This window comes from Jeotgalibacillus soli, assembly GCF_000829435.1.
In the GTDB taxonomy this organism is placed as follows: domain Bacteria; phylum Bacillota; class Bacilli; order Bacillales; family Jeotgalibacillaceae; genus Jeotgalibacillus; species Jeotgalibacillus soli.
This window is the reverse complement of the sequence record NZ_JXRP01000009.1, coordinates 306,017-332,632: the sequence shown is the minus strand read 5'-3', so window position 1 is coordinate 332,632 and position 26,616 is coordinate 306,017. Positions and strand designations below refer to the sequence as shown.

Sequence of the window (26,616 nt, the reverse complement as noted above, 5' to 3'; positions counted from 1 at the left end):
TTTTCGTTTATTTAAGAATTTTTTTACAATTGGATAAATGATGGGTCCAAATCGAATAAGGTTACGAATAAGTCCTTTCATCGTATCATACCTCCTGTTTTTCTTTTACTATACCCTTACTTAGGGAGGTGCAAACTTCGATCCTTTTCCAGTTAGCTGTTAACATGATGACACGCAACGAAATGTCCCGTCTCGTATTCTCTCCACTCAGGCTTTTCCTCTGCACACAATGCAGTAGCAACGGGACATCTTGTTCGAAACACACATCCGCTAGGAGGGTTGATGGGACTTGGAAGCTCACCTTTAAGGATCATTCGCTCCCTTTTTTCCTCCACATCAGGATCTGGTATAGGAATAGCTGAAAGTAATGCTTGCGTATACGGATGAAGAGGATGATCATAGAGCATTTCACTTGTCGTTAATTCAACCATGTGTCCAAGGTACATAACACCAATTCGATCGGATATATGCTTTACCATCGACAGATCATGAGCGATGAATAAATACGTTAATCCTTTTTCAGCTTGAAGTGATTTTAGTAGGTTTACCACCTGAGCCTGAACAGAGACATCAAGTGCAGAGATCGGTTCATCCGCAATAATAAATTCCGGATCCAGCGCTAATGCCCGTGCGATCCCAATCCGCTGACGCTGCCCGCCGCTAAATTCATGGGGATAGCGATTGGCATGATCCCTATTTAAGCCTACATCCTCTAGCAGCTGATACACTCGTTCTTTTCTTTCTTTGCTGCTTTTATATAGTCCATGAATATCCATCGGCTCTGAAATAATCTCAAGAACAGTTGATCTTGGGTTAAGAGAGGCATATGGGTCTTGAAAGATCATTTGCATATTGCGCAAAAAGGAAAAGCGATCGAGCTCATTCATATCATGAACATCTTGACCACCGTAAAGCACCTTTCCATTGGTCCTATTATATAATCCCATCACAGTTCGACCTGTTGTGGATTTACCGCAGCCAGACTCCCCCACAAGTCCAAGCGTCTCACCTCGATAAACATTAAAGCTAACACCATCTACTGCACGCAAAAGCTGATTCTTTCCTAAATCAAAATGCTTAGTCAATTGCTGCACTTCCAGTAACGCGTCTTTTGTCATGCCAATATCCCCCAATGTATGAATAAATCGGTTATGTATTATTTTGCTATTGCCAGTATCGTCGTGTTTCGCACCATTCTTTTTCATAAAACGTGCCAGCGATGGTCTGGATCTCAATTTTTTTGCCCGGTGTAGGGGAGTGGATCATCTTTCCATCACCATAATAAATTCCAACATGGTGAAGAGCCCCTTTCCCCTCTTCATAAGCAAAAAACAACAAATCACCCGGTGCTGCCTGTTCCTTTTTAATCGGCTGTCCCTTTTCAGCTTGATCAGTGGCATCACGTGGAATCAAGTACCCATTTGCTTTAAGCATATTGTAGCTGAAGCCGGAACAATCATATCCATACGCACTCATTCCTCCCCATAAATAAAGAAGATCTTTAAAACGCTCCGCATGTTGAACAATATCATTCCCACTGCCTTTTTGCATCGCAGCAAATGATGAATAAACAGAGGCATCCTTTTTATGTATAAAGCCCGTTCCATCAGGTGTATGAACCTCGTAAAAATCTTCCTTTTCCTTTATCAAAGGCAAAATGGTGTTATAGCTTACTTCGAGAATTGGTTTCCGATGCGCATCATGCATGGTTGTTTTCTTAGCTGTCACAACCACAATCGGAAGCTCCTCCCGCTTTTCTAATTCCGTTTGCTGAACTTCGGTAATTTGCGCTAAGGGAACCCAGCCAGGATAGCCGCGTTCATCTTTTTTTGACGCCTGCTCCGGAATGACGACATATGCCCATTCTCCCTTTTTATCAAGCACTAGTACACGCTCGCCATAAAGGAGCTGCGTCTGCACAAGCTTATCGTCACAAAGTGCTTTCCGTTGTTCAGTCGTTAAAGCATCCAGCCATGCAGGAATGTTTACTGGACTTTTTAAGCTTTCAGCATCAATCTCACGCGGGGACGCTGCATCTGTCCAAACTGCGGCGACGGCGACGTTAATCAGCCCCGAGGTCATCTCCATACATATCTCTCCTCTATTTGCTGAATTCCCAGCCCAAAAGCGTCCGTCAGCTCCATTACTTGACCTCTATACTTTACGCCTCCTTCTACAATGTCCTTTGACAGGAGAAGAGGTGCATCAAAATCAAATCTGTTAATATTGCGCTGGCTCGCGGCAAAATGTGCAGCAGCCGTAATCCCTACCTTTGTCTCAATCATGCTTCCTACCATACAAGGAACTCCATAGCTTTCAGCCAGTTTATTAATAGCAAGCGCTTGATGAATTCCACCAGCCTTCATCAATTTAATATTGATTAAATCAGCGCTTCTCGTTTGCAGCACCCGTATGGCATCCTGTGGTGAAAAGACGCTCTCATCTGCCATAATGGGGGTAGCCGTATGATCCGTTACCTGCTTTAGCCCTTCGATATCATGGGCAAGAACGGGCTGTTCAACAAGCTCAATCGACAGGCCCTCGTCCTCCATTTTCCTAATAGCAAATATGGCTTCTTTCGGTGTCCACCCTTGATTCGCATCCAATCGAAGCTTGCAGTCGAAACCGATTTTTTCCCGAATGGCTCTGATTCTTTCAAGATCCTTTTGAATGGTTTCAGTTCCAACCTTAATTTTCAATACGTTATATCCCGCTTTTCGAAAAGCCGATGCATCCTCTGCCATCTCTGCCGGCTCATTCACACTAACCGTATAATCTGTTTCCATGGTTGATCGATAGCCGCCAAGGAACTGAAAAAGGGGCATGCCGGCAAATTGAGCGATCAAATCGTAAATAGCAGAATCCACGGCAGCCTTCGCACTTGTATTCCTAACCATAGACGAATGAATGGTATGAAAAAGCAGCTCCCTGTTTTCAATGGATTGATTCATTAAAAGCGGAGTGAACACATCTCTAATGGCTGCTTCTATACTTGAAATTGAATCACCCGTAATAACATGTGTAGGCGGCGCCTCTCCATAGCCAATCCTGCCGTCCTCAGCCGTTATTTTAACCACAATGGATTCTGCAACTGTAACCACACGAAGAGCTGTTTTAAATGGCTTTTTCAGCGGCACAGCCACTCGAAAGGTTTCTATAGTATGAATGCGCATTGGTAAACTCCTTTTCGTGTACTTTACTGGACCCCCGGAAAAAAAGTAAGTGTTTTTGAACGGCTTGACAGCTTTGCAGGAATTCCCAGAGGAACCGCAAAATGAGGCTGGCAATGTCCAATTTTGAATCCTTTGACAACGGGTATTTTTAATTCTTTTAAGTAATAATTAAGCACTTCATCGAGTGTCTGCGAGGATTTCCTGCGCTTTGGCACCGCATTTTTAAAATCTCCAACAACAATACCCGCAGCATCCTCAAGCTTCCCAGCCATGGCAAGCTGATTGAGCATGCCATCAACACAATAAGGCTCTTCATCGATATCCTCTATAAGTAAAAGCTTTCCTACCGTATCTATTTCAAAGGGAGTGCCTATGGTGCTGCGAATTAAGGTTAAATTCCCGCCCACCAGCGGCCCTACAGCTTCTCCTTCATTAACCACGCTTAGAGGAGATATATCTTCTGTATAATGAAGCTCCTTTGGATCAAAAAGCTGCTGAAACATTTTTTTCGAAAGCTCATGAAAATTCTCTTTGCCAACATCTGAAGCCAGCATTGGGCCATGAAAGGTCACAAGTCCTGTGCGCTGAAAAAAAGCGGTATGTAAAAAGGTAATATCACTATATCCCCAAAAGATTTTAGGGTTGTTTTTTATTACATTGTAATCGATTTGATCAGCAATCCGACCTGTCCCGTAGCCGCCCCCAGCACAAATAATTCCTTTCACATCGGGATCTGCAAACATTTCGTGAAGATCCTCAAGACGTGCTTCATTTGTTCCGGCAAGATAGCCGTCTACTTTCCGTACATGCTTGCCCATTTTCACCTTGAGCCCTAACTCCTCTAAAAAGGGCAAAGAACGGTCAAGCTGCTCTATATTGGGAGGGCTGGCAGGAGCAACAACTCCTATCGTATCCCCTTTATGCAACCGCTTTGGTAAAACCATCATTTTCACCTTCCCTTTCTTTACATTGAAAAAAGGGCGTATGCATCACCCTTTTTTCACCATAAAGAACCATACGTGAAACCATCAAAAAACATAACACGCAAGGAAGCGATTTACGCTTCCTTTCCGTGTTAATGGTATTAATTTGTTTTATCCGCCCATTTCAAATCCATGTAGCCTACTGGATGACGTACGATTCCTGTAACGGATTCATTATGCAAGTAGACTTGGTTATAGAAATGAAGTGGGAAGATCGGCATTTCTTCTAGAAGTAATCTCTCTGCTGTATACATAAGCTCGAAGCGGGCAGCTTCATCTGCCTCATTCTTGGCATCTGCAATCAGTTGATCATATTGCTCGTTTGACCAGCCAGTACGGTTCATAGAAGAATCCGTAATAAAGCTTTCCAATGCGTTAATTGGATCTGCATAGTCATGCAAGAATGAACTGCGGGAGAATTGAAACTTAAGTGCTCTCTGCTCATCTAAGAATACATTGCTTTCAACATTTGATAATTCAACGTCAATACCGAGATTCTGGCTGTACATTTGCTGAAGCGTTTCCGCAATAATACGATGCGAATCACTTGTGCTGTATGACAAGGTTACCGTCGGAAGATCGCTATATCCTTCTTCCGCCATCCCTTCTTCAAGAAGCGCTTTCGCCTCGTCAGCGTTAAATTCTACTAGATTTCCATTTGTTTCACGGAAGTCGTTACCATTTGGATCTTCAAAGCCCGGTGCAACAAAACCATAGGCAGGTTCTTCTCTGTTTTTCGTAACAAACTCAACAATTTCCTGCTGATTTACAGCTTTTGCAAAGGCTTGACGAATCTTTTGATTTTGGAAAGGCTCCATATTGACGTTAAATCGGAAGAAATAAAGCCCTGCTTGATCCCAAATATGAACATCTTCCCCGTCAATCAGCTGGTCTGCTAAATCAGCTGGAATTTCTGAAACATCCAGATCCCCGCTTTGATACATTTGATATTCTGTGTTTACGTCATTCACCATTGCCCAGTGAACTTTGTCCAGCTGAACTGTTTCTGCATCCCAATATTCTTCATTCTTTGTCATGACAATTTCACTATCATGATCCCATGATTCAATCATAAATGGTCCGTTTGAAACAAACGAGTCCGCTTCAGCAAACCAATTTGGGTTTTCTGTAGCCACAGCTTCATTGATTGGGAAAAATGAAGGGTTTGTAATCACGTTCAAGAAAAACCCAGTCGGCCCCGCAAGCGTTACTTTGAACGTTTTTTCATCTACTGCTTCAAGACCTAAGGAAGAAGCATCTCCTGTCCCAGAGTTAAACTCTTCTGCCCCTTCGATAAAGTAACCTAAGAATGCTGCCGGTGAAGCCGTTGCTGGATCAAGCATATACGTCCATGCATATACAAAATCACCAGCTGTTACAGGGTCTCCATTCGACCAGTTTGCATCCTCACGAATATTGAAGGTGTATTCTAACCCATCCTCTGATACTTCCCAGTCCTCTGCGATCGCAGGCTGAGGCTGATCATCCTCTCCAAGTCGAGTTAATCCTTCCATAACGTTATTCAGCAGATTCCAAGAAGCTGCATTAAAGCCAATAGATGGGTCAAGCGAGGTTGGCTCCGTTCCATTATTCATATGCAGCACCTTTTCAGCGCTTGCTTCTTCTTGTGTACTGTCGTCTTTATTCTCTTGTTCTTCCCCTGCCTCTTCATTCGCTGTACATGCCGCCAGAACTAAAACCATGACGATTGAAAACAAAAATATTCCCCATTTTTTCAAGCAAATCTCCCCCTGTTTCTATGTATTTTATATTGCATGCTTGGCTTAAAGCCTGTCCATAACGAACCGTCCTCTTTAAGCCAAGCGCATTCCTTCAGCACGTTCATCCAGAAGCCAGCAATCCACTGAATGTGTGCTTGATAATGATTCGGATCTCGGCATGACCTTTTCACATACTTCCATCGCATGTGGACAACGAGCCGTAAATGGACAGCCAGCCGGCGGAGCAAATAGATCAGGCGGTGTTCCCTCAATTGGTTCAAGCGCTTTCCCTTTTAAATCCAGCCTTGGAACCGAGTGCAGCAGTCCCTGTGTGTAAGGATGATTTGGCTTATAGAAAATTTCTCTTTTCGTCCCTGATTCAATAATTTTCCCTGCATACATTACCGCAATTCGATCCGCAATTTTGGCAACAACACCCAGATCATGTGTAATCAAGATAATGGCCACTCCTGTTTTTTCTTGAATTTCTTCAAACAGCTCAAGAATTTGCGCCTGGATGGTTACATCGAGTGCAGTAGTCGGTTCGTCAGCAATAAGCAGTTCTGGTTCACACATAAGAGCAATAGCAATGACAATCCGCTGCCTCATCCCACCGCTAAACTGGTGGGGATATTGCTTCATGCGTTCCGTAGGATTCGGGATCCCTACAAGCTTCATCATCTCAATTGCTTTTTTCTTCGCTTCAGCCGAGGAAATCGATTTATGCTGTTTTATGCCCTCAGTCAGCTGTTCTTCAACAGTTAAGGTCGGATTCAGGGCTGTCATCGGATCCTGAAAGATCATTGATATATCAGAACCCCGGATTTTTCTCAGCTCTTTTTTTGAAAGTCTAGTTAGCTCCTTTCCTTTAAAAATCACTTGCCCCTTCGTAATCTCTCCTGGCGGTGTTGGGATTAGTCCCATAATTGCACTTGAGGTGACACTTTTCCCACAGCCGGATTCACCAACAATCGCCAGCGTTTCCCCTTGATACACATCAAAGCTAACTCCCCTAACCGCCTGTACTGTTCCCCCGTAAGTTTTAAATGTCACGTGAAGATCTCTTACTTCTAGTACCATTTTTTCTTTATTCTTTTGAAGCTCTCTCGTATTCTCGTAATTTATTTTAATCATTTTTTATCCCCCATCATTTCCGAAGCCTAGGATCAAGAGCGTCCTGCAGACCATCTCCTAGTACGTTAAAGGCAAACATAGTAAATGAAATGAAAAACGCCGGGAAGAATAATCGCCACCAATGACCCGACAGGATCGTGGACAATGCATCATTAGCCATGACCCCCCAGCTGGCATGCGGAGCTTGAATCCCAAGTCCTAAAAAGCTTAAAAACGCTTCAGCAAAAATGGCTGTTGGTACCGTTAATGTCATTTGAACAATAATCGGACCCATCGTATTCGGCAAAAGATTTTTACGAATGATTCGAGACGTTTTCGCGCCGAATGACTGTGAGGCGACAATAAATTCATAGTTTTTAATTTGCAAAACCTGCCCCCTGACAATCCTTGCCATCCCAATCCATCCTGTTACAGTTAAAGCGATAATAATGGTTGTTAAACTTGGCCCCATAACGACCAAGAGTAAAATAACCACAAGCAAATACGGTAAACCGTATAAAATCTCAATAATTCGCATCATGATTGAATCCGTTCTTCTTCCTTTATAGCCTGCAACCCCTCCATAAATGACTCCGATAAAGAAATCGATTAATGCGGCAGCAAGACCGACAAATAAAGAAATCCTCGCACCGTACCAGGTTCTGGTAAATACATCTCTTCCAAGCTCGTCCGTTCCAAAGAAATGTGTAGTACTTGGCGGCTGATTCTGATTTGGCAAATTAATATCTGACGCCGAATGAGGAGAAAATACTGGACCAAATATGGCCATTAAGCTCAAAAAAATAAGAAAGATAAGGCCGGACATTGCTAGCTTGTTTCTTACCAGTCTGCGCCAGGCATCATGCCAATAGGATAAAGAAGGGCGAACGACATTCTCAGCTTTTTCACGATCTTTTTTTATCGGTTTAAACCATTCATCTGGAATTTGTTGAGATGAAGATTGATTCTCCGTTTTTGGCTGCTTCAACGCTATTCCCCTCCTTTCGCTGCCAGCTTGATTCGAGGATCGAGCAGACTGTAGGCAATATCCACAAGAAATAGCATAAACACAAGAATCGTGCTATAAAATACAGTCGTCCCCATGATGACTGGATAATCTCGATTATTGATGCTTTCTACAAAGTACTTACCCATTCCAGGAATCGCAAAGATTTTTTCAATAACAAAGGTTCCTGTTAAAATCCCTGCAAGCAACGTTCCCAAAATGGTAACAACGGGCATTAGAGCATTCCTTAGTGCATGCTTAAATACAATTTTTAAGGGAGACAGCCCTTTTGCTTTTGCCATTTTTATGTAATCCTGTGTTAATACTTCAAGCATGCTTGAACGTGTAAGGCGTGCAATGATTGCCATGGGTCCTGTCGCTAATGCCAGTGTCGGCAGCACCATATGAGCAGGACTGGACCACGTTGCAGCAGGAAGCAGCTGCCAGTCGACCGCGAATTTTTGAATAATTAGCGTAGCCAGTACAAAGTTCGGAATGGAAATCCCGAGCACCGCGACTGTCATTGCGACGTAATCAATGATTCCGTTATGCCTTAGCGCCGCCACTACACCTAAAATAATTCCTGACACAAGGGCGACAATAATCGTGATCATGCCTAGTTCAAATGAAATTGGAAACCCTCTTGAGAGCAGATCGTTAACCGATTGGGTTGGGTTTTTAATAGACGGACCAAAATCGAATGTGGCAATTCTCTTTAAATACATTCCGTACTGCACATATAACGGCTCGTCCAGCCCATAAAAAGCTTCAAGGTTTGCCTGAACCGCTTCGTTTGTTCCGCGCTCCTCATTAAATGGAGATCCTGGAATGGCATGCATCAAGAAGAAGGTTAAAGTAGCAATAACCAAAACCGTTATGACCATCATAAAAAATCGCTTAATTATGTATTTCGCCACGCGGCTCCCCCCTAACAGAAGCTCGTACGCATCGCAAGCTCAGTCATTACCAGCATGCTTTTGTACGCTTCCAATATATCTTTCGCTTCATACGTCACGATACAGGTTCCAGGTTCGATTCTGGTACCCGGCATTAAATTTGCCCACTCCGCTTCCCCATAGTTCGTAAATTCAATTTTTAACGTTGGACGTTCAGGCGGTATTAGAGGTTTAATGTTCGACACATCTTTTAAAGCATCCAGCGTTCTTTCTCTCAATAACACTCCAGCCTTTTTCGGTGTTAAACTTTTAACTGCTGATCTGGAAATCGTTTCTTTTACAACAGCTGTATGAATACCTGGAATCAATGCCTTTGCTTCTTCTCCAACACAATCATCTCCTGCAACAAGGACAACAGGCACTCCGTAAAAGCCTGCTACATATGCGTTAAATCCAAGCTCACCAATCGGCACATCATTTATGTACATATTTCTAGCGCCCCACGTCATAGAGTGAGCCATTACCCCTTTTTGACCAGCCCTGGCATGGTAGCCTACCAGAATGACTGCATCCATTGATTCGTCCAGCCCCTGAACCATCGAAAACGGCTTAACGTCTCCCGTAATGAGTGCAGCATCCGGGTGTATTTCCTCAATCAGCAGATTATTCATTTTTGAGTGTGAGTCGTTGACAAGCACTTCCCGGGCACCATGATCAAACGCAGCTTGGATAACAAAATTGGCCTCTTGCGTCATGATTCGGCGCCCTCGTTCATAATTTTTTTCGTTCGAACTGACATATGTATAGTCTGGCAAACCGGTAATCCCTTCCATGTCCACTGAAATATAAACTTTCATCCATCTAATCCCCATTTCTTCCAATAAATCAACCTAATTATTTTAAAATAACAAATTATTAGGAAGTATCTTAATTTTCTTACTATTGTATCAAAGTTTTCATAATTCATCAATTGAAGGTAGATATGTTTTTTTATGGGAATTAATTGAAAGCGTTTACCAAAAATTCTACTTGTTGATAAACAAAAGACGCCTTAACTATATTCGTTAAGACGTCCCATTAATCGCTATTTTTCTATACCATTTTCATTATACAGCTCCGGAAGATAATTACTTTACGCATAGATAACAAGTCATTAAAATCTACCCAAATACGATCATTAGCAAGAACCATTTGGTTAAACAAACGTTAGTTTAACCTATCTGTTCTGCAATCGCAACAGGAAAGATACTCAAACAAATCCATGTTTAAATAATGAAATAACGATCCGATCCAGATCAAGCGCTACATCTAAACGGATGATTCACGCTCGATCAATTCTGTTGGAAGTACAGAGTGTTCTTTTGGGGCGTCTCCTTGAAGATGCTGAATCACTTTATGTGCCGCCAATGAGCCCATTTCAAATTTCGGCTGCTTAATGGTTGTTAAGGATGGACGAACATATTGGGAGAGCTCCACATCATCAAATCCAATCACGCTAAGGTCTTCAGGCACTCGAACGCCCGCTTCTGCGAAAGCCTTAAGTGCACCGAATGCCATCTCGTCATTGGAAACAAACAAGCCTGTCGGCAGATTTCCTTGTTCAATCAATAGCCTGGCAGCCTGATAACCTCCTTGCTGCGAATAATCCCCCCTAATATGCCATTTTGTTGGAACATCAGCAAAATGATAATCCGCTAAACATTGACTAAATCCTTTCAGACGAAGCTGACTGTCAAGATTATTCGCAGGACCAGAAATGTAGCCAATTGCTTTATGGCCTCGTTTTATAAAATACTCAGCTGCCTGGTAGCCCCCCTGGTGATTATGAGCCGTGACAGAATAAAGATATGGATGAGAGAGCACACGATCCATTACAACAACTGGAAAGTCCTCTCTGCTTACGTCAATTAATGTTTGGTCTTTTATATCCGAAGAGAATATAATGACACCATCTACTCGTCTTTCATGCAAAAAACGTTCCGCCGTTCCAAGTGTTTCTCCAAGTGTGCTGCAGGCAATTAAGCCGTAGCCGTAGGAAAGCAGGGTCTGCTCAATTCCTTTAATGATGGAGGCATAAAAGGGGCCGGAAAGATCGTGCAGGATTAAACCGATCATTTGCGTCTTTTGCATTTTCAAGTCTCTTGCCCAGCCATTCTTTCGATATTGAAGCTCTTGAGCAGCCTTCATTACTTTTTCTGCTGTAGATGGTGAAACTCGTTCACTCTGATTCAATGCTAAGGACGCTGTGGAAACTGCTACCCCTGCTCGTTTGGCTACATCCTTAATTGTTGTCATAGTATTCCTCTTTCATTTCAATCAGTTTTGGATTACACCCACCACATATCTGTCGATGCATCCTTAATAATGATGCGATCAAGATTGCTTACTGCGGTTGCAAAGCCTTCGTTAATGGACATAAGCGGATCTTCATGTTCAATGCTGACAACATAATCATAGCCGTACGTTTTTAGTGCACTAATAATATTCGTCCACTCTTCCATACTATGACCGCAGCCGACCGAACGGAAATTCCAAGCTCTAGATTGAATTTTACTGTAAGATTGCATATCCGTCAGCCCGTACATGTTAATATTGTCCTGATCCAAATACGTATCCTTTGCATGGAAATGGTGCAGCGCATTTTCTTTACCAAGGATTTTTATGGCACCCACTGGATCAATCCCTTGCCACCAGAGATGACTTGGATCTAAGTTAGCACCAATATATTCGTTTGTAGCTTCTCTTAATTTCAGCAATGTATACGGGGTGTGAACAAGAAAGCCCCCGTGTAATTCAAGACCTATTTTCACGTTATGTTCTTTTGCTACATTCGCAATGTCCTGCCAATAAGGAATCAGCTTTTCTTTCCATTGCCATTCTAGCAAGTCGCCATATTCACCTGGCCACGGAGCTACTGGCCAGTTCGGATATTGACTGTTCTCACTGTCACCAGGAACACCAGAGAAGGTATTGACCACAGGAACCCCCATCTGTGCCGCTAAACGAATCGTTTTGCGCAAATCCTCGTCGCATTTTGCTGCAAACGTCTTATCAGGTGAAATCGGATTTCCGTGACAGCTAAATGCACTAATCGTTAATTCATACTTTTCAATAAGTGCCAAATATTCCTTTTGACGTTTTGGCTGATCCAGCAGCTCATCGATATTGCAATGGGCATCACCCGGATACCCTCCTGTGCCAATCTCAACCGCTCCTACTCCAGCTTCCTTTACATGCTTCAGCATCTCTTCCAATTCCATTTGAGAAAAAAGAACAGTAAAAATTCCTAGTTTCATTATGAACGCCCGCCTTTCATTTTTTAATTTTTCTTTTTTATTGAAGGCTCTGTTAAACTTGCCTGTTGATTTCCGCTTCAGGCGCTCGCTTTCCGTGGGCGGTCCGACGCTCCTCGGCGCTATACGCCTGCGGGGTCTTCCTTTGACTCGCTTTTTCCACAAAAGTCTTACGCCTTCATCTCCAATCAACATCGTGCAAAAATCAACAATGATCTTTAACATAGCCTTATTGAATATTTTTGTATAAGTAATGGCTCTTTTCTTTACTTGTTACGCTTCTCCTAACCAGTTTTTTATGACTGCAGCACTCGTACTGACTTCATTAAGCGGCGTTCCATTAAAATGCTCCTGCTCTACGATCAGCCAATCCGTATGAGTTTGAAGAATAATTTCTTTAAGTTTTAGTGTCCCTTTACCAACAGAAGTACTTTTCTTCTCACCGTTTTCTTGTACCATATCCTTAATATGCAATGAAAGCACCCGCTTGTTCAGGCGCTTAAGTAATTCATTCGTTTGAACGCCTGAATATTCAGTCCAGTACACATCAATTTCGAAATGAACCACGTCCGGCACTGTTTTCTGCTCCAAAATATCCCATCCGGTTGTCTCATTTACTTGTAAAAACTCAAAGTCATGATGATGGTAGCCAAAGGTCAACCCTTGCTCCTGAACACGGCGACCAGTCACATTAAGCATTTCTGCAACCTCTTTGTATTTCTCTTCAGTTCTCCATTCCTCTGGAAGATAGGGAATAATGAGCTTCGTGTTTTCAATTTCTTTACTAAATTGAATCGTTTCGTTCAAAAGCGCCTCATTTTCCAAAACTTCTAAAGGTACATGCATCCCAGCAGGCTTCAAGCCAAGCCCGTTTAAAGCTGTTTTCCATTCGGATGCTTCTTTCCCATAGTCTCCAGCAAGCTGGACTCCGTCGTAACCATATTCAGCAACTGCCTTTAACGTTCCTGCGAAGTCCTTTTCTATATCTTCTCTTATAGAATAGAGCTGTAAGCCTACCATCCTCATGCAGACATCCTCCTATTAGATAGAAATTATTTTCTTCGTCTCACTTGATTCTAAAGCGGCAATTACAATCTCAAGCGCTTTCTTGCCTTCTTCACCTGTAACAGCCGGCTGTCTTTTCGAAAGAATGCTATCGATAAATTCATCGATTACGCCAGAGTTAGTTTGGCCACCCTCATCATTTGATTGGATTTTACCTGCATCAACTTTCTCAGGCTTTCCATCAATCGGATAGAAAATGAATGAATAATCCTCATCATCCTCGAGACGAAGGACGCCTTTTTCACCATAAATAATGGTAGAGTTATCCTCGAATTTTTTATAGGACCAGCTGGCCGTAAGCGTACCAATCGCCCCGTCAGCAAGCTTTACCACACAAACTGCATTATCATCTACATCCGTGTTTTCCTTGGCAAGCGTGTCAACAAACCCTCCGACCTCAATGACATCCTGATCAAAAATAAAACGGATCAAGTCACTCTTGTGAACACCTAGATCTCCCATTGCACCAATGAATGCACGTTCCTTATCAAAAAACCAGCTATCTCGTCCATCTGCACTCCAGCCTTCTGGTCCTCCATGACCAAACGCTGTACGGAAGCTATAAATTTTTCCCAACTTACCGGATTTGATATATTCTCTTGCCATTTGATGAGAGGTAACAAAACGTTGATTATGACCAATCATCAGGTTTTTACCCGAATCCTTTGCTGCTTGAATCATCTCTTCAGTCTCTTGGATTGATGTCGCCATTGGCTTTTCACATAATACATGCTTACCAGCCTTAAGCGCTGCAATGGATACCGGAGCATGCAAAGCATTTGGCAGGTTTACACTAACCGCTTCAACAGCCGGGTCTTGTAGCAATTCTTCATAAGAAATGTAAACGGTCGCTCCAGCTTTATCTGCAAAACGGCTTGCTCTTTTTTTATCAAGATCACATACTGCTACGATCTCTACATTTTCATTTGCTGCATATTCCGGGAAATGACGGTGCTTTGTAATGCTTCCGCAACCAATAATTCCGATTTTTATTTTACTCATAATACTTTCTCTCCATTCCAACGATATTCGAAACGTTATTATTATTAAATGCATTTTCATTAACCAAAATTGTTAAAAATAAAATCTAAAATCGAAACGTTTCGATTTTATTTTAACACGATCTAATAATTGTGCAAGCCCTTTCATAAATTAATTCCTCTTTCTTTTTTTGATCTGAAATCCATCTAATATAAGAATTTTTTACCGATTTTCGAAACAATTGCAAAGGACATCCGTCTAATTGATAAACAAAGGTGAACGGAGTTGAAAAGTGATGAAGAAAAAACGCATGTTTCTTGGGAGCCTACTGCTAGTCGTAATAATCGGAGCAGCTTCTTTATGGTATTTTTCACAGCCGACCATTACAGCAGGCGTATCAGACACCCAAGAAAAGCTAGTCTTTTCAGATAAAATATGGACGCTGCAATTCTCCTCTCCATTGGAAGAAAAAACGATTCACGAGAAGTCTGTCTATGTAACCGATCAGGATGGCAACAGGCTTGCTGTGGCCTTCTCGTTAAATCATGACGGCACCATTCTTCAAATTGTTTCTCCCCAAGATGGCTATTCAACCAATCAAGATTATGTTCTTCATTTATCGGATGAAATTAAATCAACATTGGGCTTTGCCATTCGCGGCACGCAGGATATCCCTTTTCGCGTCATTTCCGTGCTTCCAGCTGTAGAATCTGAGGATCAGCTAACAGAGTATTTTACGGCGGTTCTTGAAAATGATAAAGAGCGACAGAGAGAAACCACATCCTTCAGTATGGAATCAAGTAATTCTGTTGAAGACTCTGCATCCAGCGGGACTGCAGATCAAGCAAGCACAACCGAGAGCTACTCTGAGACAAACAATCAGGTAGATGGTGTCAATGAAGCGGATATGATAAAGACCGATGGTACATTTATATACCGTATTATTGATAACCAAAAAGTGGAGATCGTGCAGGCTTATCCTGCGAATACCATGACGACAGCTTCTACAATTCAATATGACGACAATTTCTACCCTTCTCACCTTTTTCTCCATGAAGAAACATTGATTGTATTGGGAGATAAATGGATCCCCTCTTCATCACAACATGACCTTACTGATACTGAAAGCTATGCTATCGACCACAGCATGACAGTAGCTAAGATTTATAATATTGATGATAAGACAGCCCCTGCACTTATACGCGAGGTTAGTGCAGAAGGACACTATAACAGCGCCCGCATGATCGATTCTTATTTGTACTTTGTAACGGATTTCTCCCCATACTACTGGACCCTTGAAGAGAATAAGCAAGCTTCACTTAGACCAAGCTATTCAGATAGTAAACAAGGAGAATCGATTAAACCAATCGATCTTGAGCACATTCAAATCATTCCTGAAACAGCAAACAGCGGCTATACGACCATTACCTCGGTCAACATCAGTGATCCTGAGGCTGACATCAGCTCAAAATCTTTTCTCGGAAGCAGCGGTCAGCTTTATATGTCCGAAGAGCATCTTTATTTAGCCGCTGCAAATTATTCTCACAGTCAGGAACGAATTGGTATTCTTCCAATACCAGGCCCTCGCGGTGATGAAAGTACAAAATTGTTTAAATTTCAACTTGACGGTATCAACGTGAAGTTCATCGCTCAAGGTGAAGTGAAGGGAACCATTCTTAACCAGTTTTCCATGGATGAATACAACGGATACTTTCGCATCGTTACAACAGAAGGCAGCACATGGGGCGATAATCCCACTTCACGCAATCACCTGTTTATTTTAGATGAAGCCATGGCTCAAGCAGGATCAGTAGAAGATTTAGCCTTTGGAGAGCGTATATACTCCGCCCGATTTATGGGGGATAAAGCTTATATGGTGACATTTAGGGAAACCGATCCACTGTTTGTCATTGATACAGCAAATCCTGAAGCTCCCGAGGTTCTCGGAGAATTGAAAATTCCAGGATTTAGCAACTACCTCCATCCGCTCGATGATCAGCATTTAATCGGGATCGGAATGGATACGGAGCTTGTTAAAAGCAGTGAGGCCGGACAGCCGCCAAATGTTGTCACAACCGGCGTTAAGGTTAGCTTATTTGATATTACCGATTTTACAAATCCAAAAGAGCAGGATAGCGAAATCATTGGCGGTCAGGGAACGCATTCCCCTGTTTTGTACGACCATAAATCACTTTTCCAGCATCGTGAGAAGAATTTATACGGCTTTCCGATCAACGTCTATAATGAATCCGATAAAAATGGAGAGCTTGCCTTTCACTATCAAGGGGGCATCCTTTTCAACATTACAGCCGAAAATGGAATTGAGCTTACAAAGGAATTATATGTTGACAACAATTCAGACCAGCTGTATGAAGACTGGAACACACAGGTTCAGCGGATGCTCTACATCGAGGATACTCTTTATACCCTTGCTAACAACGGCATAAATGCCTATGATTTAACGACATTTGAACAAATTAATTAAACCCCAGCACCAGGCCCCGCTGCTTTATAGCAGCAGAGGACTGGCGCCTTTCTTTTGTTTTGTAGTAACATAGGGAAACATGCTTATATAAGAAAGGATTTTTCAACAATGACTTATAAAATGATCGTACTTGACTTAGATGATACCCTCCTTCGGGATGACCATACGATTTCCCAAAAAACAAAACAAGCACTAATGGAAGCACAGGATGCTGGTATTAAGGTTGTCTTGGCCTCCGGCCGCCCAACCTATGGAATGCGTGCAGTTGCAAATGAGCTGTTGCTCGCAGAATACGGCAGCTATCTATTATCTTTTAACGGGGCGAAAATAATCAATTGCCAAACAAATGAAGAAGAGTTCAGCAGCGCATTATCACCGGAAACAGTTCATCGTCTATACGAAATAAGCAAGCGTGAAAATGTTGGCATTCACACCTATATTGGCGATGCCATCGTGACCGAAACAGAAAACCCATACTCTTACATTGAGTCCGATATTACCGGTTTACCAGTAGAGGTTGTTTCAAGCTTTAATGAAGCTGTAAAAGAGCCCGTTGCTAAAGTATTAATGCTAAAGGAGCCGGAACAACTAATTCCTGTTGAGAAAAAGCTGCAGGAAGAACTAAAAGGCAAGCTAAGCGTCATGCGTTCAAAGCCATATTTCCTTGAATTTACCGAAGAGGGTGTCACAAAGGGCGAAAGCCTCAATCACCTGATTCAAAAACTTGGTATTAAGCAAGAAGAAGTAATTGCAGTAGGTGACAGCTATAACGACCTGACAATGATCAAATTTGCCGGCCTAGGCGTGGCAATGGGCAACGCACCAGAGGACATTAAAGCCATAGCCGACCACATCACTGACACCAATATGAACGACGGCGTCGCACTAGTCGTCGAAAATTTTATACTTAACTCAGTTAAAGGGGTCTGACCCCTTCAACGAACTAAAGCACCGGCAAATCCAATAACAACGGGATTTATGGATGCTTTAGTGTTCGCTGAGAGCGAAGCTGTTAGCTTTTCATCCTCTTTGATTCTCTTGATCAAGGAGGATTCTTTCGACTATTGGAGTTTTTGGAGGAAATCGAGATGCATATCCATACTTATATAAGCAAAACCGGATATTGTTCACGTCGAGAAACGATTCGGCTTTTAAAAGCAGAAAGAATTACGGTGAACGGTGAAATATGCGCTTCAAACCAGCAAGTAGATGAGGGGGATGACGTTCGAATTGATGGCCATCCCCTCCCCATTATTAAAAAATTCGTCTATTTGATATTGAATAAGCCGCGCGGGATTATATGTACATCGCAGCAAAATATTGAAAACAATATTATTGATTTTGTCGGCTATCCTGAACGAATATTTGCCATTGGGCGATTAGATAAAGAATCAGAAGGATTAATATTGTTATCCAATGACGGCAGTATTGTGAACCCTTTAATGAAAACCGAGCATGCTAAAGAAAAAGAATACGTGGTAACAGTCGACCGTCCGGTAACCGATCAGCTCATAGAGGGCATTCGAGAAGGCGGAATTGACATTAAGGGAAAGAAAACCAGCCCCTGCACCGTTGAACAGCTATCTGAGACAGCATTTCGCATCATATTAACACAAGGTCTAAACCGGCAGATTAGACGAATGTGCAGAACATTTGGTTTTACCGTTCAGTCGCTGAAGCGTGTTCGCATTATGGATATTTATTTAAACGATTTACCTATAGGAAAATGGAGACATTTATCAGACGCTGAAGTGAAGCAGTTGAAGAGATAAGCGATATGCGTTTAATCAGCAAGACGATGAGATAATCCACCACCGTGACGACAACTCAAGGGTAGGTTATTTTTTATAGCCAAATGACAGATCAACCAACATACTTGACTCTCCCCCATTGTTTCATCCATATTTTAAGTTATAAATTGTTTCCCATAGGAGATTTTCATGCAATCATATTTGGAGTCTATATTGTCGACACCTCCTGAAATCGCCATTCCGTTAAGTATTCTTGTCAACATTGCAATCAGTATCCTTGGATTTATACCAAGCGCTGCGGTTACTGCGGTTAATTTGGCGGTATTTGGGTTTTGGGGAGGGATGCTTATCTCTTTTGCCGGGGAATCTCTTGGAGCGATTGTCTCCTTTTCGCTTTATCGAAAGGGATTTCATCGATTTGTAAATAACAAAGCTGCCAACTATCCACGTGTCCAAAGGCTTCTTCATGCAGAAGGCAAGGAAGCCTTTTTAATGGTCCTATCTCTCCGGCTGCTGCCGTTTGTTCCTTCTAGTACCGTTTCATTGTTTGCCGCTGTTGGAAAAATATCATTTCTGCACTTTGCAATCGCAAGCACGCTTGGAAAAATCCCTGCGCTTGTGATCGAAGTATATTCTACCTATCAAATCATGAACTGGACTGCACCAGGTCAAATCATTGCCTCAGTTTTAGTTATCCTTCTATTGCTGATCGCTGTACGAAATTGGAATCGTATTAAAAAATAAAGAGGTTCTTCGTTTGAAGAACCTCTTTTTCTTATATTAACATCCATCTATACCGCAAGACATTCCGTCAAATAAAATGACGGGCTTCTGCTTTTTCATTTCATCTTCAATGATTTTTTCCAATGATTCCTTTGAGCGCAAGCCGGAAACCTTTGTTTCACCAATGATGAATGTCGGAACCGCCGTGATATCCACTTCATTATAAGCATGGTTCAATGCTTTTTGATGCGCCTCTTTATATTTTCGAGATTCCAGTACTTCACGGTATTCTTGTTCGTCAATTCCTATTTCTCCTGCAAGCTTCGTTAGCACATCAACATCTCCAACATCCTGCTGCTCCTGGAAAAAGGCGCGGAGCATACGATCATTGTACTCGTTTCCTTTGCCTTTTTCTTTTGCGTATTGGAATCCTTCAAAAGCTAAATGTGTATATGGCTGCGGCGAAACATTTGGAAGTACAATATCAACACCCATCTGCTCGGCTATTGGATAAACAGATTGCTTCCAAGTATTTTGTAAATAATCACCCTCCGGACGCAGCGTCTCGTTCGGATACGGGCGCAGTTCATATGGCATCCATTCAACTTCAACATCTTTTCCTTTAATGGCTTCCTCCAGCGGCTTTTCAGCCAAAAAACAGAAAGGACAGACATAATCTGAATAAACCTTTATTTTTAACGACATAATTGCCTCCTTCATTTTGTGTTGCGTTAGTATGTTGGTTGTCAGAAATTATATCCCCCTTCCCTTTATAAGTCGAATAAACTGCTTATTGATCCATTCTGTACGTTAGATAAAGCTTTATTAATTAATAAAGAGACAGAATAATTGTTTGACTATGTGAAATACGGGGAAAAATGTCGGTGAATCAATATCTTAATAGAATTGGAGGCAACGATATGAATAACCTTTTTAACGAAACAGGCTTTAATGTAAACTCATTTTTAAATTCATTAGGCAATCTGATTTTAGCTCTTCTTGTACTTTTAATTGGTTGGATCATCGCCAAAGCTGTCGGTACTGCGGTGGAAAAGCTCCTTCATAAAACAGGCGTCATTAGAAAATATGGATCACCAAACGGCGCAGCACCGCCGCAGCAGACAGAACGAGATACAAGAAAACAAAAATGGCCTCCTGAAAAAATTGCAGGAAAAATTATTTTTTATATTTTAATGGTTTTTGTTTTTATTCTATTCTTCAATATTCTTAATCTAAACATTATTGCCGCTCCGTTAGTTGAAATGATGAGCACAATTCTGGCCTTTATCCCAAATGTGCTGCAAGCAGCTCTTATTCTGCTCCTTGCTTACATTATTGCCCTTGTTCTAAAGACCATGGTGGTAAAAGGAGGGTATCGCCTTGCAAGAACGCGATCAGTTACAGAAAATAAATATTTTAAGGATCGGACAAACCTTCATGAATATGTAGAAAACGCAGGGACGATCGTATTTTATGTTGTGCTGCTTTTATTCCTTCCGGGTATTTTAAGCGCCCTTGGCATTGATGCCGTGTCAGAGCCATTCAGCCTTATGCTTGCAAGCTTCCTGGCCTTTATTCCGCGGTTAATTGCAGCCTTATTCATCCTGCTTGTAGGCTGGATTGTAGCAAAAATTGTAAGAGATATTATTACTAATTTCTTGCATGCTATTGGAACAGATAAGCTTGCTGCCAGACTTGGATTCTCCAATTTTTTAAAGGATACAACCATTTCGTCTATCACTGGGACAGTGGTATTTATCCTTATTATGATCCCTGTTACGATTTCAGCTCTTGATCAATTGCAAATCGAGGGTATTACCGGACCAGCCATTAACATGCTGAATGATGTAATGGCTATGATTCCTAACATCCTCATTGGAATTGCTTTCATTGCAATTGGTATTTGGGTCGGGAAATGGGTGCGTAAATTTGTCACAAATCTGCTTTCGAAACTAAGCATTAATAATGCGGCAAACCATCTGAAAATCGGAGGATGGAAAGCTTCACATTCGAGAATGACACCTGCAGACATTGCTGGATATCTCGCACAATTTGTGGTGGTGACCCTCTTTATCGTAGAAGCTTTCCAAATTGTCGGATTAAATTTCCTTGTAAACATTGGTACAGCAGTTCTTGCATTTTTGCCAAGCGTTATTACAGCCGTCATTATTTTGGCTTTGGGAATTATTCTGGCCAATATCACAAAACGGATTTTGGACAGCCTGTTCTCTGGCTCTGAGCTATCCATGCTAAGCTCAGTCGCTAAATATGCCATTATGGCTTTGGCTCTCTTTATGGCACTCGATCAGCTTGGTGTTGCAGATACCATCGTCAATTCAGCGTTTATCTTAATCCTGGGTGCTGCCGCTCTCGCATTTGGTCTTGCGTTTGGACTTGGAGGCCGTGATAACGCCTCACGCTATCTCGATAAATGGGAAAAGAAAGCTGGAAGCGCCGAATTGTCACCAGAACGTGCTAAGGAATCTGCGGAAGAAATTAAAAATGAATATAGAAAACCGGTAACAAATGAGGTGGTAACGAGAAATTCTTTCCCAACATCTATATATGAAACAGAGGATCTTTCTAACAGTCAATCAGCGTGGAAGGATTTAAATGATCAGCAATCTCCAAAAAAGGATTCCACCGATGATCCTAATAAACAATAAAACAAAAAGACGTTCCTGCTTTTTCAGGAACGTCTTTTCTCTATTTTTCCATCGACCGAAAAACGAATGCACGATGGTATTCTATTGCTTCTTTTGAAGGTGCTTTTTCCTGGTTACTAGGCAAACGCAGATAAATCCCGCCAAGATCAGCATAGCTCGATGATGCAAGAAGCTCACTCACTTTAATTCGGTTATGCTCATCAGCTGTTATCAAGCCCTCATCCCATAACTTACTATAATCAGCACGAAGCAGGAGACCATTTTGTGAATGATTACTTGATTCATTGAGATACGGTTGAACGTATGTAGGCTGTAAGGAGGAAAATGTGGTTTCTCCGCTGATTGCACAGGTTTCTTCGTAATTCTTCATGACCTCCTTTTGAAAATTAATCTCGTTGCGGTCTCCCTCTGCACTCCTTGTATTCATCGGACCTGTTGTCTCTTCCACCAGAACGTAAGAACGGTTAGGTGAAGACGAAGTAAGTAGATCTTCAATATAGTGATCTTCCTCAAAGTATTTAAATTTCATCACCTGGTCAGGAAAATCAATAATGAGCTCTTGAAAAGGAATAAATTCTTTTTCATTAAAAAAATGAACATCTGTTAGCACAATACTTCCTATTTCTACGGAAAACAAATCACTTGCCATGTGCGGCATGTATTCCTCTACTTGCCTGCTAAACTGGGAAAGGGATTGAACCCCGTTATCCTTACCAAAACGGAACCAAGCCTCCTCCACGCTTATATTTTCATAGTCATGAAAGCGTCCGTATCCACAGATTTGACGGTACGGGGCCTTTAATAAAAATAAAAATAAATCCCCCTTCTTTAATTTACGAATATTCCAAGGACCCGGTGTCCAAAAATTAACTTTCTGGGAAAGCGACCGGCGACTCAAATTCTTGTACCAGTAGTGATTCGTTAAAGCGACAGCAAACATGATCTACATCCTTCCAATAATCCTCTTATCTCCAGTATAAACGAAAATACGTTGAGACCAACCGTTTCACTCTCTTTCTGACTATCATTTCATTTTAGAGCCAATGATATGTCATATTAAATTTTTAGAAATTTCCGTTAACAGAAAACCCAAACAGTTATATGGTTTATTACATAAGTAACTAACCAATGAGGCAGGCGTAAATATGAATAAAAACTAAGAGAAGATACTCCGATTTTTCAACAGATCGCAGAAACGATTAAAACTGGAATATTGGAGGGTTCTTTTCAAACCGGGGGGTGTGTGTTCCTTCTACAAATGAATTCTCGAAATTTTATCAAATCAATCCAGCTACAGCAGCAAAAGGGATTAATCAGCTTGCGGAACAGGAGATTTTATTTAAGAAAAGAGGAATTGGGATGTTTGTTAGCAAGAAGGCAAAAAGCATTATTTTAACAAAGCGAAAAAACGTTTCTTTCAAGAATATATGTCCTATTAATGGGGGTAACACGTCAGCAATACATACTTGGAACACTAAGCTTTATTGTATTGCTTTCACTATTTATGAGTTTAATGAACTTGATCATTTCGCGGACAGTCGTTTTTATATTGAAAGAAATAGGATATAAACGATTTACATTATAGGGACCCATCAATGCTTTTTCCATTCCCCCTACCTGATATAATCTGTTTTTAATAGATGGCGTCCTAAACTTTTTCTTTCTGTTGATTGGATTTTTATTAAGCACAATTTTTTTCCGCTATGGACTTATTGGAGGAGTAACCAGTATCGCTCTTGTTGTCATTATAGTTACTGTTTCAGGTATTCGAACGAGCATCTTTGAATGGCTCTTGGATATAAAGCAAAGTCAGCTGTCGTTAAATCCTGTCAGCATTGTTTTTCTAGCTCTTATCACGATCTTTGCAATTTGGATTATCCTAAAAAGAGCTCCTATCATTCCTGGTGTTGCTAGATAAATGAATGGATAAAAAGGTGACGCATCAATAAAGCGCCACCTTTTTTTGTTTATGAAATGGACCCTGCAATCCATGCCGCAACCATCATAACAAGTCCCATTATTATTTGCGCAATCCCTATTGCACGCATAGAAATTTCCGTTGCTCTTTTCACCACAAGGATGCCAATTGTAATTAACACGAGAGCAAATACAATCATAATCAATTGAATCAAAATCATTTAATCCCCCTCCTTGCTGCTATTCCACCCCTTATTATACTTCTTCTTTATTTATTCGTATTTCATTCGATCCTAAACAAATTTCAAATAAAATCGTTATTGTTCATTTTTATTGTTAATCAATCTCTCTGTCTCCTTAAATGCCCCAAAAAGAATAGTCTTTTCATACTGTTTTATATATAATAATTATGTAATATATATGTATTTTGTAATTATCTATCGCATGTTGGGAGTGGCCGCTATGGGAGAATGGATAACCTTAACGGAATACCATGATACAAGACTGATCGTTGCTTCATTAGTGATCGCTATTGTTGGCGCTTATGCAGCCTTAGATTTAAACCAAAAGCTCGCCCGCTCTACTTCAACTACTTGGCCCATTTTATTATTGGCTTCCTTTACTTTAGGAATGTCTGTTTGGAGCATGCACTTCGTTGGAATGGCAGCTTTTAGCTTACCAATAAGTATTTCATATAATTGGTGGATCGTAGGAATCTCTGTTATACCGGTTGTTTTTGGCGGATTTATTGCCTTTTATACCCTGTACTTTACAAAAAAAAAGGTTTGGCAAATCGTGACCGCTGGTGTTTTGATGGGTCTCGGCATTACAGCCATGCATTATTCAGGAATGCAGGGAATTAATTTTCCCGGAACAATTCACCACAACATATTCCCTTTTGTCATCTCCATTGTAATCGCAGTCACTTCATCATTTATTGTCCTTTACTTTTTAAAGCACCACCAACACACACCTAATAGATGGCTGCTGTTAATTGCAGCCGTGATGATAGGCCTTTCTGTCTCTAGTGTGCATTATACCGGAATGGCAGGGGCCGAATTTTTACTACCCGTTGAATACTTTAGAACGCTGTCAAATGAGCCAATCACTTCACATGGAATACTCGGAACTGTTATTGCTGTTGTCATTATTACTTCCCTTTCTGTTCTTTTGCTTGCAACACAGTCTGAGCGACATATGCTAAAACACATGGCCTTCCACGACAGCCTTACCCATCTTCATAATCGCAGGTGGCTTGATCAATATTTTGAGAACTTTATTAATAAATGCAAATCCTCAAATAAAATACCGCTGTTTTTACTAATTGATATCGACCGCTATAAGTGGCTAAATGAAACATTCGGATTTGAATTAGGCGATGAAATTTTATTAGAGCTTGCTGACAGACTAAAAAAACAAGTGGACGGCCATGGCGCTGTTATTCGTTATGATGGCAATCAATTTTTAATGATGAAAGGAATCGATTCCAGTCAACAGTTGGAATCGGTCGCCACACCGATCATGAAGGCAATCAAATCCCCTGTAAAAATTAATAATAATAAACTTGCACTAACAGCAACGATTGGCTCAACTACGGCATCCAATAATAAAGGGTTTATCGAAATTTCGCGTGAGCTTGAACTGGCATTGAAGGCTGGGAAAAAAGCAGGACGTGATCGGTTCGTGCCATTCGACGAGTCGCTGCACTCAAACACACGCGAACAGCTTTTATATGAAGAGTTAAAAAATGCATTAAGTACAAAAAAAGAATTTACTTTAGTTTATCAGCCGAAAGTCGAATTGAACCATTTTTTGATTGACCAAGCAGAAGTCCTCATGCGATGGAACCACCCTACGATTGGTAATATATCACCAAGTGAATTTATTCCGGTTGCAGAACGATCCGGACTGATCCAAGAGCTAACTGCATGGCTTCTTGAAGCGGCATGCATACAGTTAAAAGAATGGAAAAAAGAAAATTTCTTCATCCAAAAAATAGCCATTAATTTATCCGCTTCCCACTTTCAATATGAAGGTGCCAATACAATGATTAGGAATATTTTAAATCGAGTCAACGTGGATCCACATGAACTAAAACTAGAGTTTGAAGTAACCGAAACCTCGATTATAGAAAATATCCAGCGGTCTATTTATATGCTTGAGGAATTAAAAGAAATGGGAATCACCATTGCACTGGATGATTTCGGAACCGGGCTGTCTTCTTTAACATATTTAAAAAACCTGCCGATCGATACGCTTAAAATTGATCAATCTTTTATTAGCGGCCTTCCCGGAACTGAAAAGGATGAAGCAATATTGGAAACCATTATTCAACTTGCAAAGCGGCTGGGCATGAATGTCGTCGCCGAAGGAATTCAAACGGTCGGGCAGCATAGTCTATTAAAAAAAATGGGCTGTCATTATGGACAGGGTTATTTTTACAGTGAACCTGTAAGGGCAAGTGAACTGAACAAAATGAAAATATTATCTTCTATTCAACTACCGTAAGAACTGTCTAGTTTTCGCCCTTACAAGTAAATATATGCTTTTTCGCATGAAACCTGTATTTCCCAGCCCACAGGATAGACATGCTATACTTAAAGAAACAACTACTGGGAGGAATGAGAGAAGTGTCAAAATCAAAAGCGAGGAAAATGCGTGAGAAGCTTGTACGTGAGGGCAGGCTTAATCCTGAAATAAAACGCAGCCCATTCACGCAAGCCGATATGAGAACAAGAACCACCAAAACGAAAAAAGATCATCTATACCATTTTAAGCATAAGAACCATTCTCTTCATAAAGGAGACGATGGTTCTTTTTATTTTGCTCAATAATCCCCTTCA

24 protein-coding genes are annotated in these 26,616 nt (G+C 41.3%); 8 read left to right on the top strand and 16 right to left on the bottom strand.

Translation table 11 applies throughout. From position 1 onward, the window contains the following. Nucleotides 1-152: 152 nt before the first annotated feature. The 13 genes from KP78_RS04610 to KP78_RS04550 form a co-directional block, all read right to left on the bottom strand. Nucleotides 153-1,118, bottom strand: coding sequence for an ABC transporter ATP-binding protein (locus KP78_RS04610; RefSeq protein ID WP_041086713.1), 966 nt, complete (start codon nt 1,116-1,118; stop codon nt 153-155). Between the two features lie 46 nt (nt 1,119-1,164). Further along, complete coding sequence (locus KP78_RS04605) at nt 1,165-2,088, bottom strand: C40 family peptidase (RefSeq protein ID WP_041086711.1); 924 nt, start codon at nt 2,086-2,088, stop codon at nt 1,165-1,167. After that, nucleotides 2,079-3,173, bottom strand: a complete 1,095-nt coding sequence (locus tag KP78_RS04600; protein ID WP_041086709.1) for a dipeptide epimerase — start codon at nt 3,171-3,173, stop codon at nt 2,079-2,081. Before KP78_RS04600 ends, KP78_RS04605 begins: the two co-directional genes overlap by 10 nt. Before the next feature lie 23 nt (nt 3,174-3,196). Continuing rightward, complete coding sequence (locus tag KP78_RS04595) at nt 3,197-4,120, bottom strand: S66 peptidase family protein (protein WP_041086707.1); 924 nt, start codon at nt 4,118-4,120, stop codon at nt 3,197-3,199. A 137-nt stretch (nt 4,121-4,257) separates the two neighbouring features. After that, nucleotides 4,258-5,895, bottom strand: a complete 1,638-nt coding sequence (locus KP78_RS04590) for a peptide ABC transporter substrate-binding protein (RefSeq protein WP_041086705.1) — start codon at nt 5,893-5,895, stop codon at nt 4,258-4,260. 75 nt (nt 5,896-5,970) lie between these two features. Continuing rightward, a complete protein-coding gene (locus KP78_RS04585; RefSeq protein WP_052474575.1) occupies nt 5,971-7,011 on the bottom strand; it encodes an ABC transporter ATP-binding protein in 1,041 nt (346 codons plus the stop codon). Between the two features lie 13 nt (nt 7,012-7,024). After that, nucleotides 7,025-7,978 (bottom strand): ABC transporter permease, encoded by a 954-nt coding sequence (locus KP78_RS04580; RefSeq protein ID WP_422723692.1) that lies wholly within the window; start codon nt 7,976-7,978, stop codon nt 7,025-7,027. A gap of 2 nt (nt 7,979-7,980) precedes the next feature. Further along, nucleotides 7,981-8,913: an ABC transporter permease gene (locus KP78_RS04575; protein WP_106388529.1), complete on the bottom strand. Its 933-nt coding sequence runs from the start codon at nt 8,911-8,913 to the stop codon at nt 7,981-7,983. Nucleotides 8,914-8,924: 11 nt separating this feature from the next. Next, the gene (locus KP78_RS04570; protein ID WP_041086702.1) at nt 8,925-9,749 is read right to left on the bottom strand and encodes a M55 family metallopeptidase; all 825 of its coding nucleotides are present in this window, start codon (nt 9,747-9,749) and stop codon (nt 8,925-8,927) included. 451 nt (nt 9,750-10,200) lie between these two features. Next, on the bottom strand, nt 10,201-11,187 hold the full coding sequence (locus tag KP78_RS04565; protein WP_041086700.1) for a LacI family DNA-binding transcriptional regulator: 987 nt from the start codon (nt 11,185-11,187) through the stop codon (nt 10,201-10,203). Between the two features lie 32 nt (nt 11,188-11,219). After that, nucleotides 11,220-12,188 (bottom strand): sugar phosphate isomerase/epimerase family protein, encoded by a 969-nt coding sequence (locus KP78_RS04560; RefSeq protein WP_041087491.1) that lies wholly within the window; start codon nt 12,186-12,188, stop codon nt 11,220-11,222. A 270-nt stretch (nt 12,189-12,458) separates the two neighbouring features. Continuing rightward, the gene (locus KP78_RS04555) at nt 12,459-13,211 is read right to left on the bottom strand and encodes a sugar phosphate isomerase/epimerase family protein (RefSeq protein ID WP_052474573.1); all 753 of its coding nucleotides are present in this window, start codon (nt 13,209-13,211) and stop codon (nt 12,459-12,461) included. A 15-nt stretch (nt 13,212-13,226) separates the two neighbouring features. Beyond that, nucleotides 13,227-14,252, bottom strand: a complete 1,026-nt coding sequence (locus tag KP78_RS04550) for a Gfo/Idh/MocA family protein (protein WP_041086698.1) — start codon at nt 14,250-14,252, stop codon at nt 13,227-13,229. 274 nt (nt 14,253-14,526) lie between these two features. On the opposite strand from KP78_RS04550, the gene KP78_RS04545 reads away from it, so the two are divergent. The 4 genes from KP78_RS04545 (at nt 14,527) to KP78_RS04530 (ending at nt 19,211) form a co-directional block, all read left to right on the top strand. Continuing rightward, nucleotides 14,527-16,716: a beta-propeller domain-containing protein gene (locus tag KP78_RS04545; RefSeq protein ID WP_041086696.1), complete on the top strand. Its 2,190-nt coding sequence runs from the start codon at nt 14,527-14,529 to the stop codon at nt 16,714-16,716. A 108-nt stretch (nt 16,717-16,824) separates the two neighbouring features. Beyond that, nucleotides 16,825-17,646: a Cof-type HAD-IIB family hydrolase gene (locus tag KP78_RS04540; RefSeq protein ID WP_041086694.1), complete on the top strand. Its 822-nt coding sequence runs from the start codon at nt 16,825-16,827 to the stop codon at nt 17,644-17,646. A gap of 158 nt (nt 17,647-17,804) precedes the next feature. Then, nucleotides 17,805-18,488, top strand: a complete 684-nt coding sequence (locus KP78_RS04535) for a pseudouridine synthase (RefSeq protein ID WP_041086692.1) — start codon at nt 17,805-17,807, stop codon at nt 18,486-18,488. A 168-nt stretch (nt 18,489-18,656) separates the two neighbouring features. Then, complete coding sequence (locus KP78_RS04530) at nt 18,657-19,211, top strand: TVP38/TMEM64 family protein (protein ID WP_041086690.1); 555 nt, start codon at nt 18,657-18,659, stop codon at nt 19,209-19,211. 36 nt (nt 19,212-19,247) lie between these two features. On the opposite strand, the gene KP78_RS04525 is transcribed toward KP78_RS04530, so the two are convergent. Then, nucleotides 19,248-19,895, bottom strand: a complete 648-nt coding sequence (locus tag KP78_RS04525) for a DsbA family oxidoreductase (RefSeq protein ID WP_041086688.1) — start codon at nt 19,893-19,895, stop codon at nt 19,248-19,250. A 215-nt stretch (nt 19,896-20,110) separates the two neighbouring features. Here KP78_RS04525 and KP78_RS04520 point away from each other — a divergent pair, with 215 nt between their 5' ends. Then, nucleotides 20,111-21,856, top strand: coding sequence for a mechanosensitive ion channel (locus tag KP78_RS04520; protein ID WP_052474571.1), 1,746 nt, complete (start codon nt 20,111-20,113; stop codon nt 21,854-21,856). A 40-nt stretch (nt 21,857-21,896) separates the two neighbouring features. Here the strand turns inward: KP78_RS04520 and KP78_RS04515 are convergent, their stop codons facing one another. Then, nucleotides 21,897-22,796: an HNH endonuclease gene (locus tag KP78_RS04515; RefSeq protein WP_041086686.1), complete on the bottom strand. Its 900-nt coding sequence runs from the start codon at nt 22,794-22,796 to the stop codon at nt 21,897-21,899. A 726-nt stretch (nt 22,797-23,522) separates the two neighbouring features. Here KP78_RS04515 and KP78_RS20535 point away from each other — a divergent pair. After that, nucleotides 23,523-23,774, top strand: a complete 252-nt coding sequence (locus tag KP78_RS20535) for a hypothetical protein (RefSeq protein ID WP_041086684.1) — start codon at nt 23,523-23,525, stop codon at nt 23,772-23,774. 49 nt (nt 23,775-23,823) lie between these two features. Here the strand turns inward: KP78_RS20535 and KP78_RS19925 are convergent, their stop codons facing one another. Continuing rightward, complete coding sequence (locus KP78_RS19925) at nt 23,824-23,994, bottom strand: hypothetical protein (RefSeq protein ID WP_157841442.1); 171 nt, start codon at nt 23,992-23,994, stop codon at nt 23,824-23,826. Nucleotides 23,995-24,235: 241 nt separating this feature from the next. Here KP78_RS19925 and KP78_RS04500 point away from each other — a divergent pair, with 241 nt between their 5' ends. Further along, nucleotides 24,236-26,281 (top strand): putative bifunctional diguanylate cyclase/phosphodiesterase, encoded by a 2,046-nt coding sequence (locus tag KP78_RS04500; protein ID WP_041086682.1) that lies wholly within the window; start codon nt 24,236-24,238, stop codon nt 26,279-26,281. A gap of 122 nt (nt 26,282-26,403) precedes the next feature. After that, nucleotides 26,404-26,607: a hypothetical protein gene (locus KP78_RS04495; RefSeq protein WP_041086680.1), complete on the top strand. Its 204-nt coding sequence runs from the start codon at nt 26,404-26,406 to the stop codon at nt 26,605-26,607. Nucleotides 26,608-26,616 lie beyond the last annotated feature (9 nt).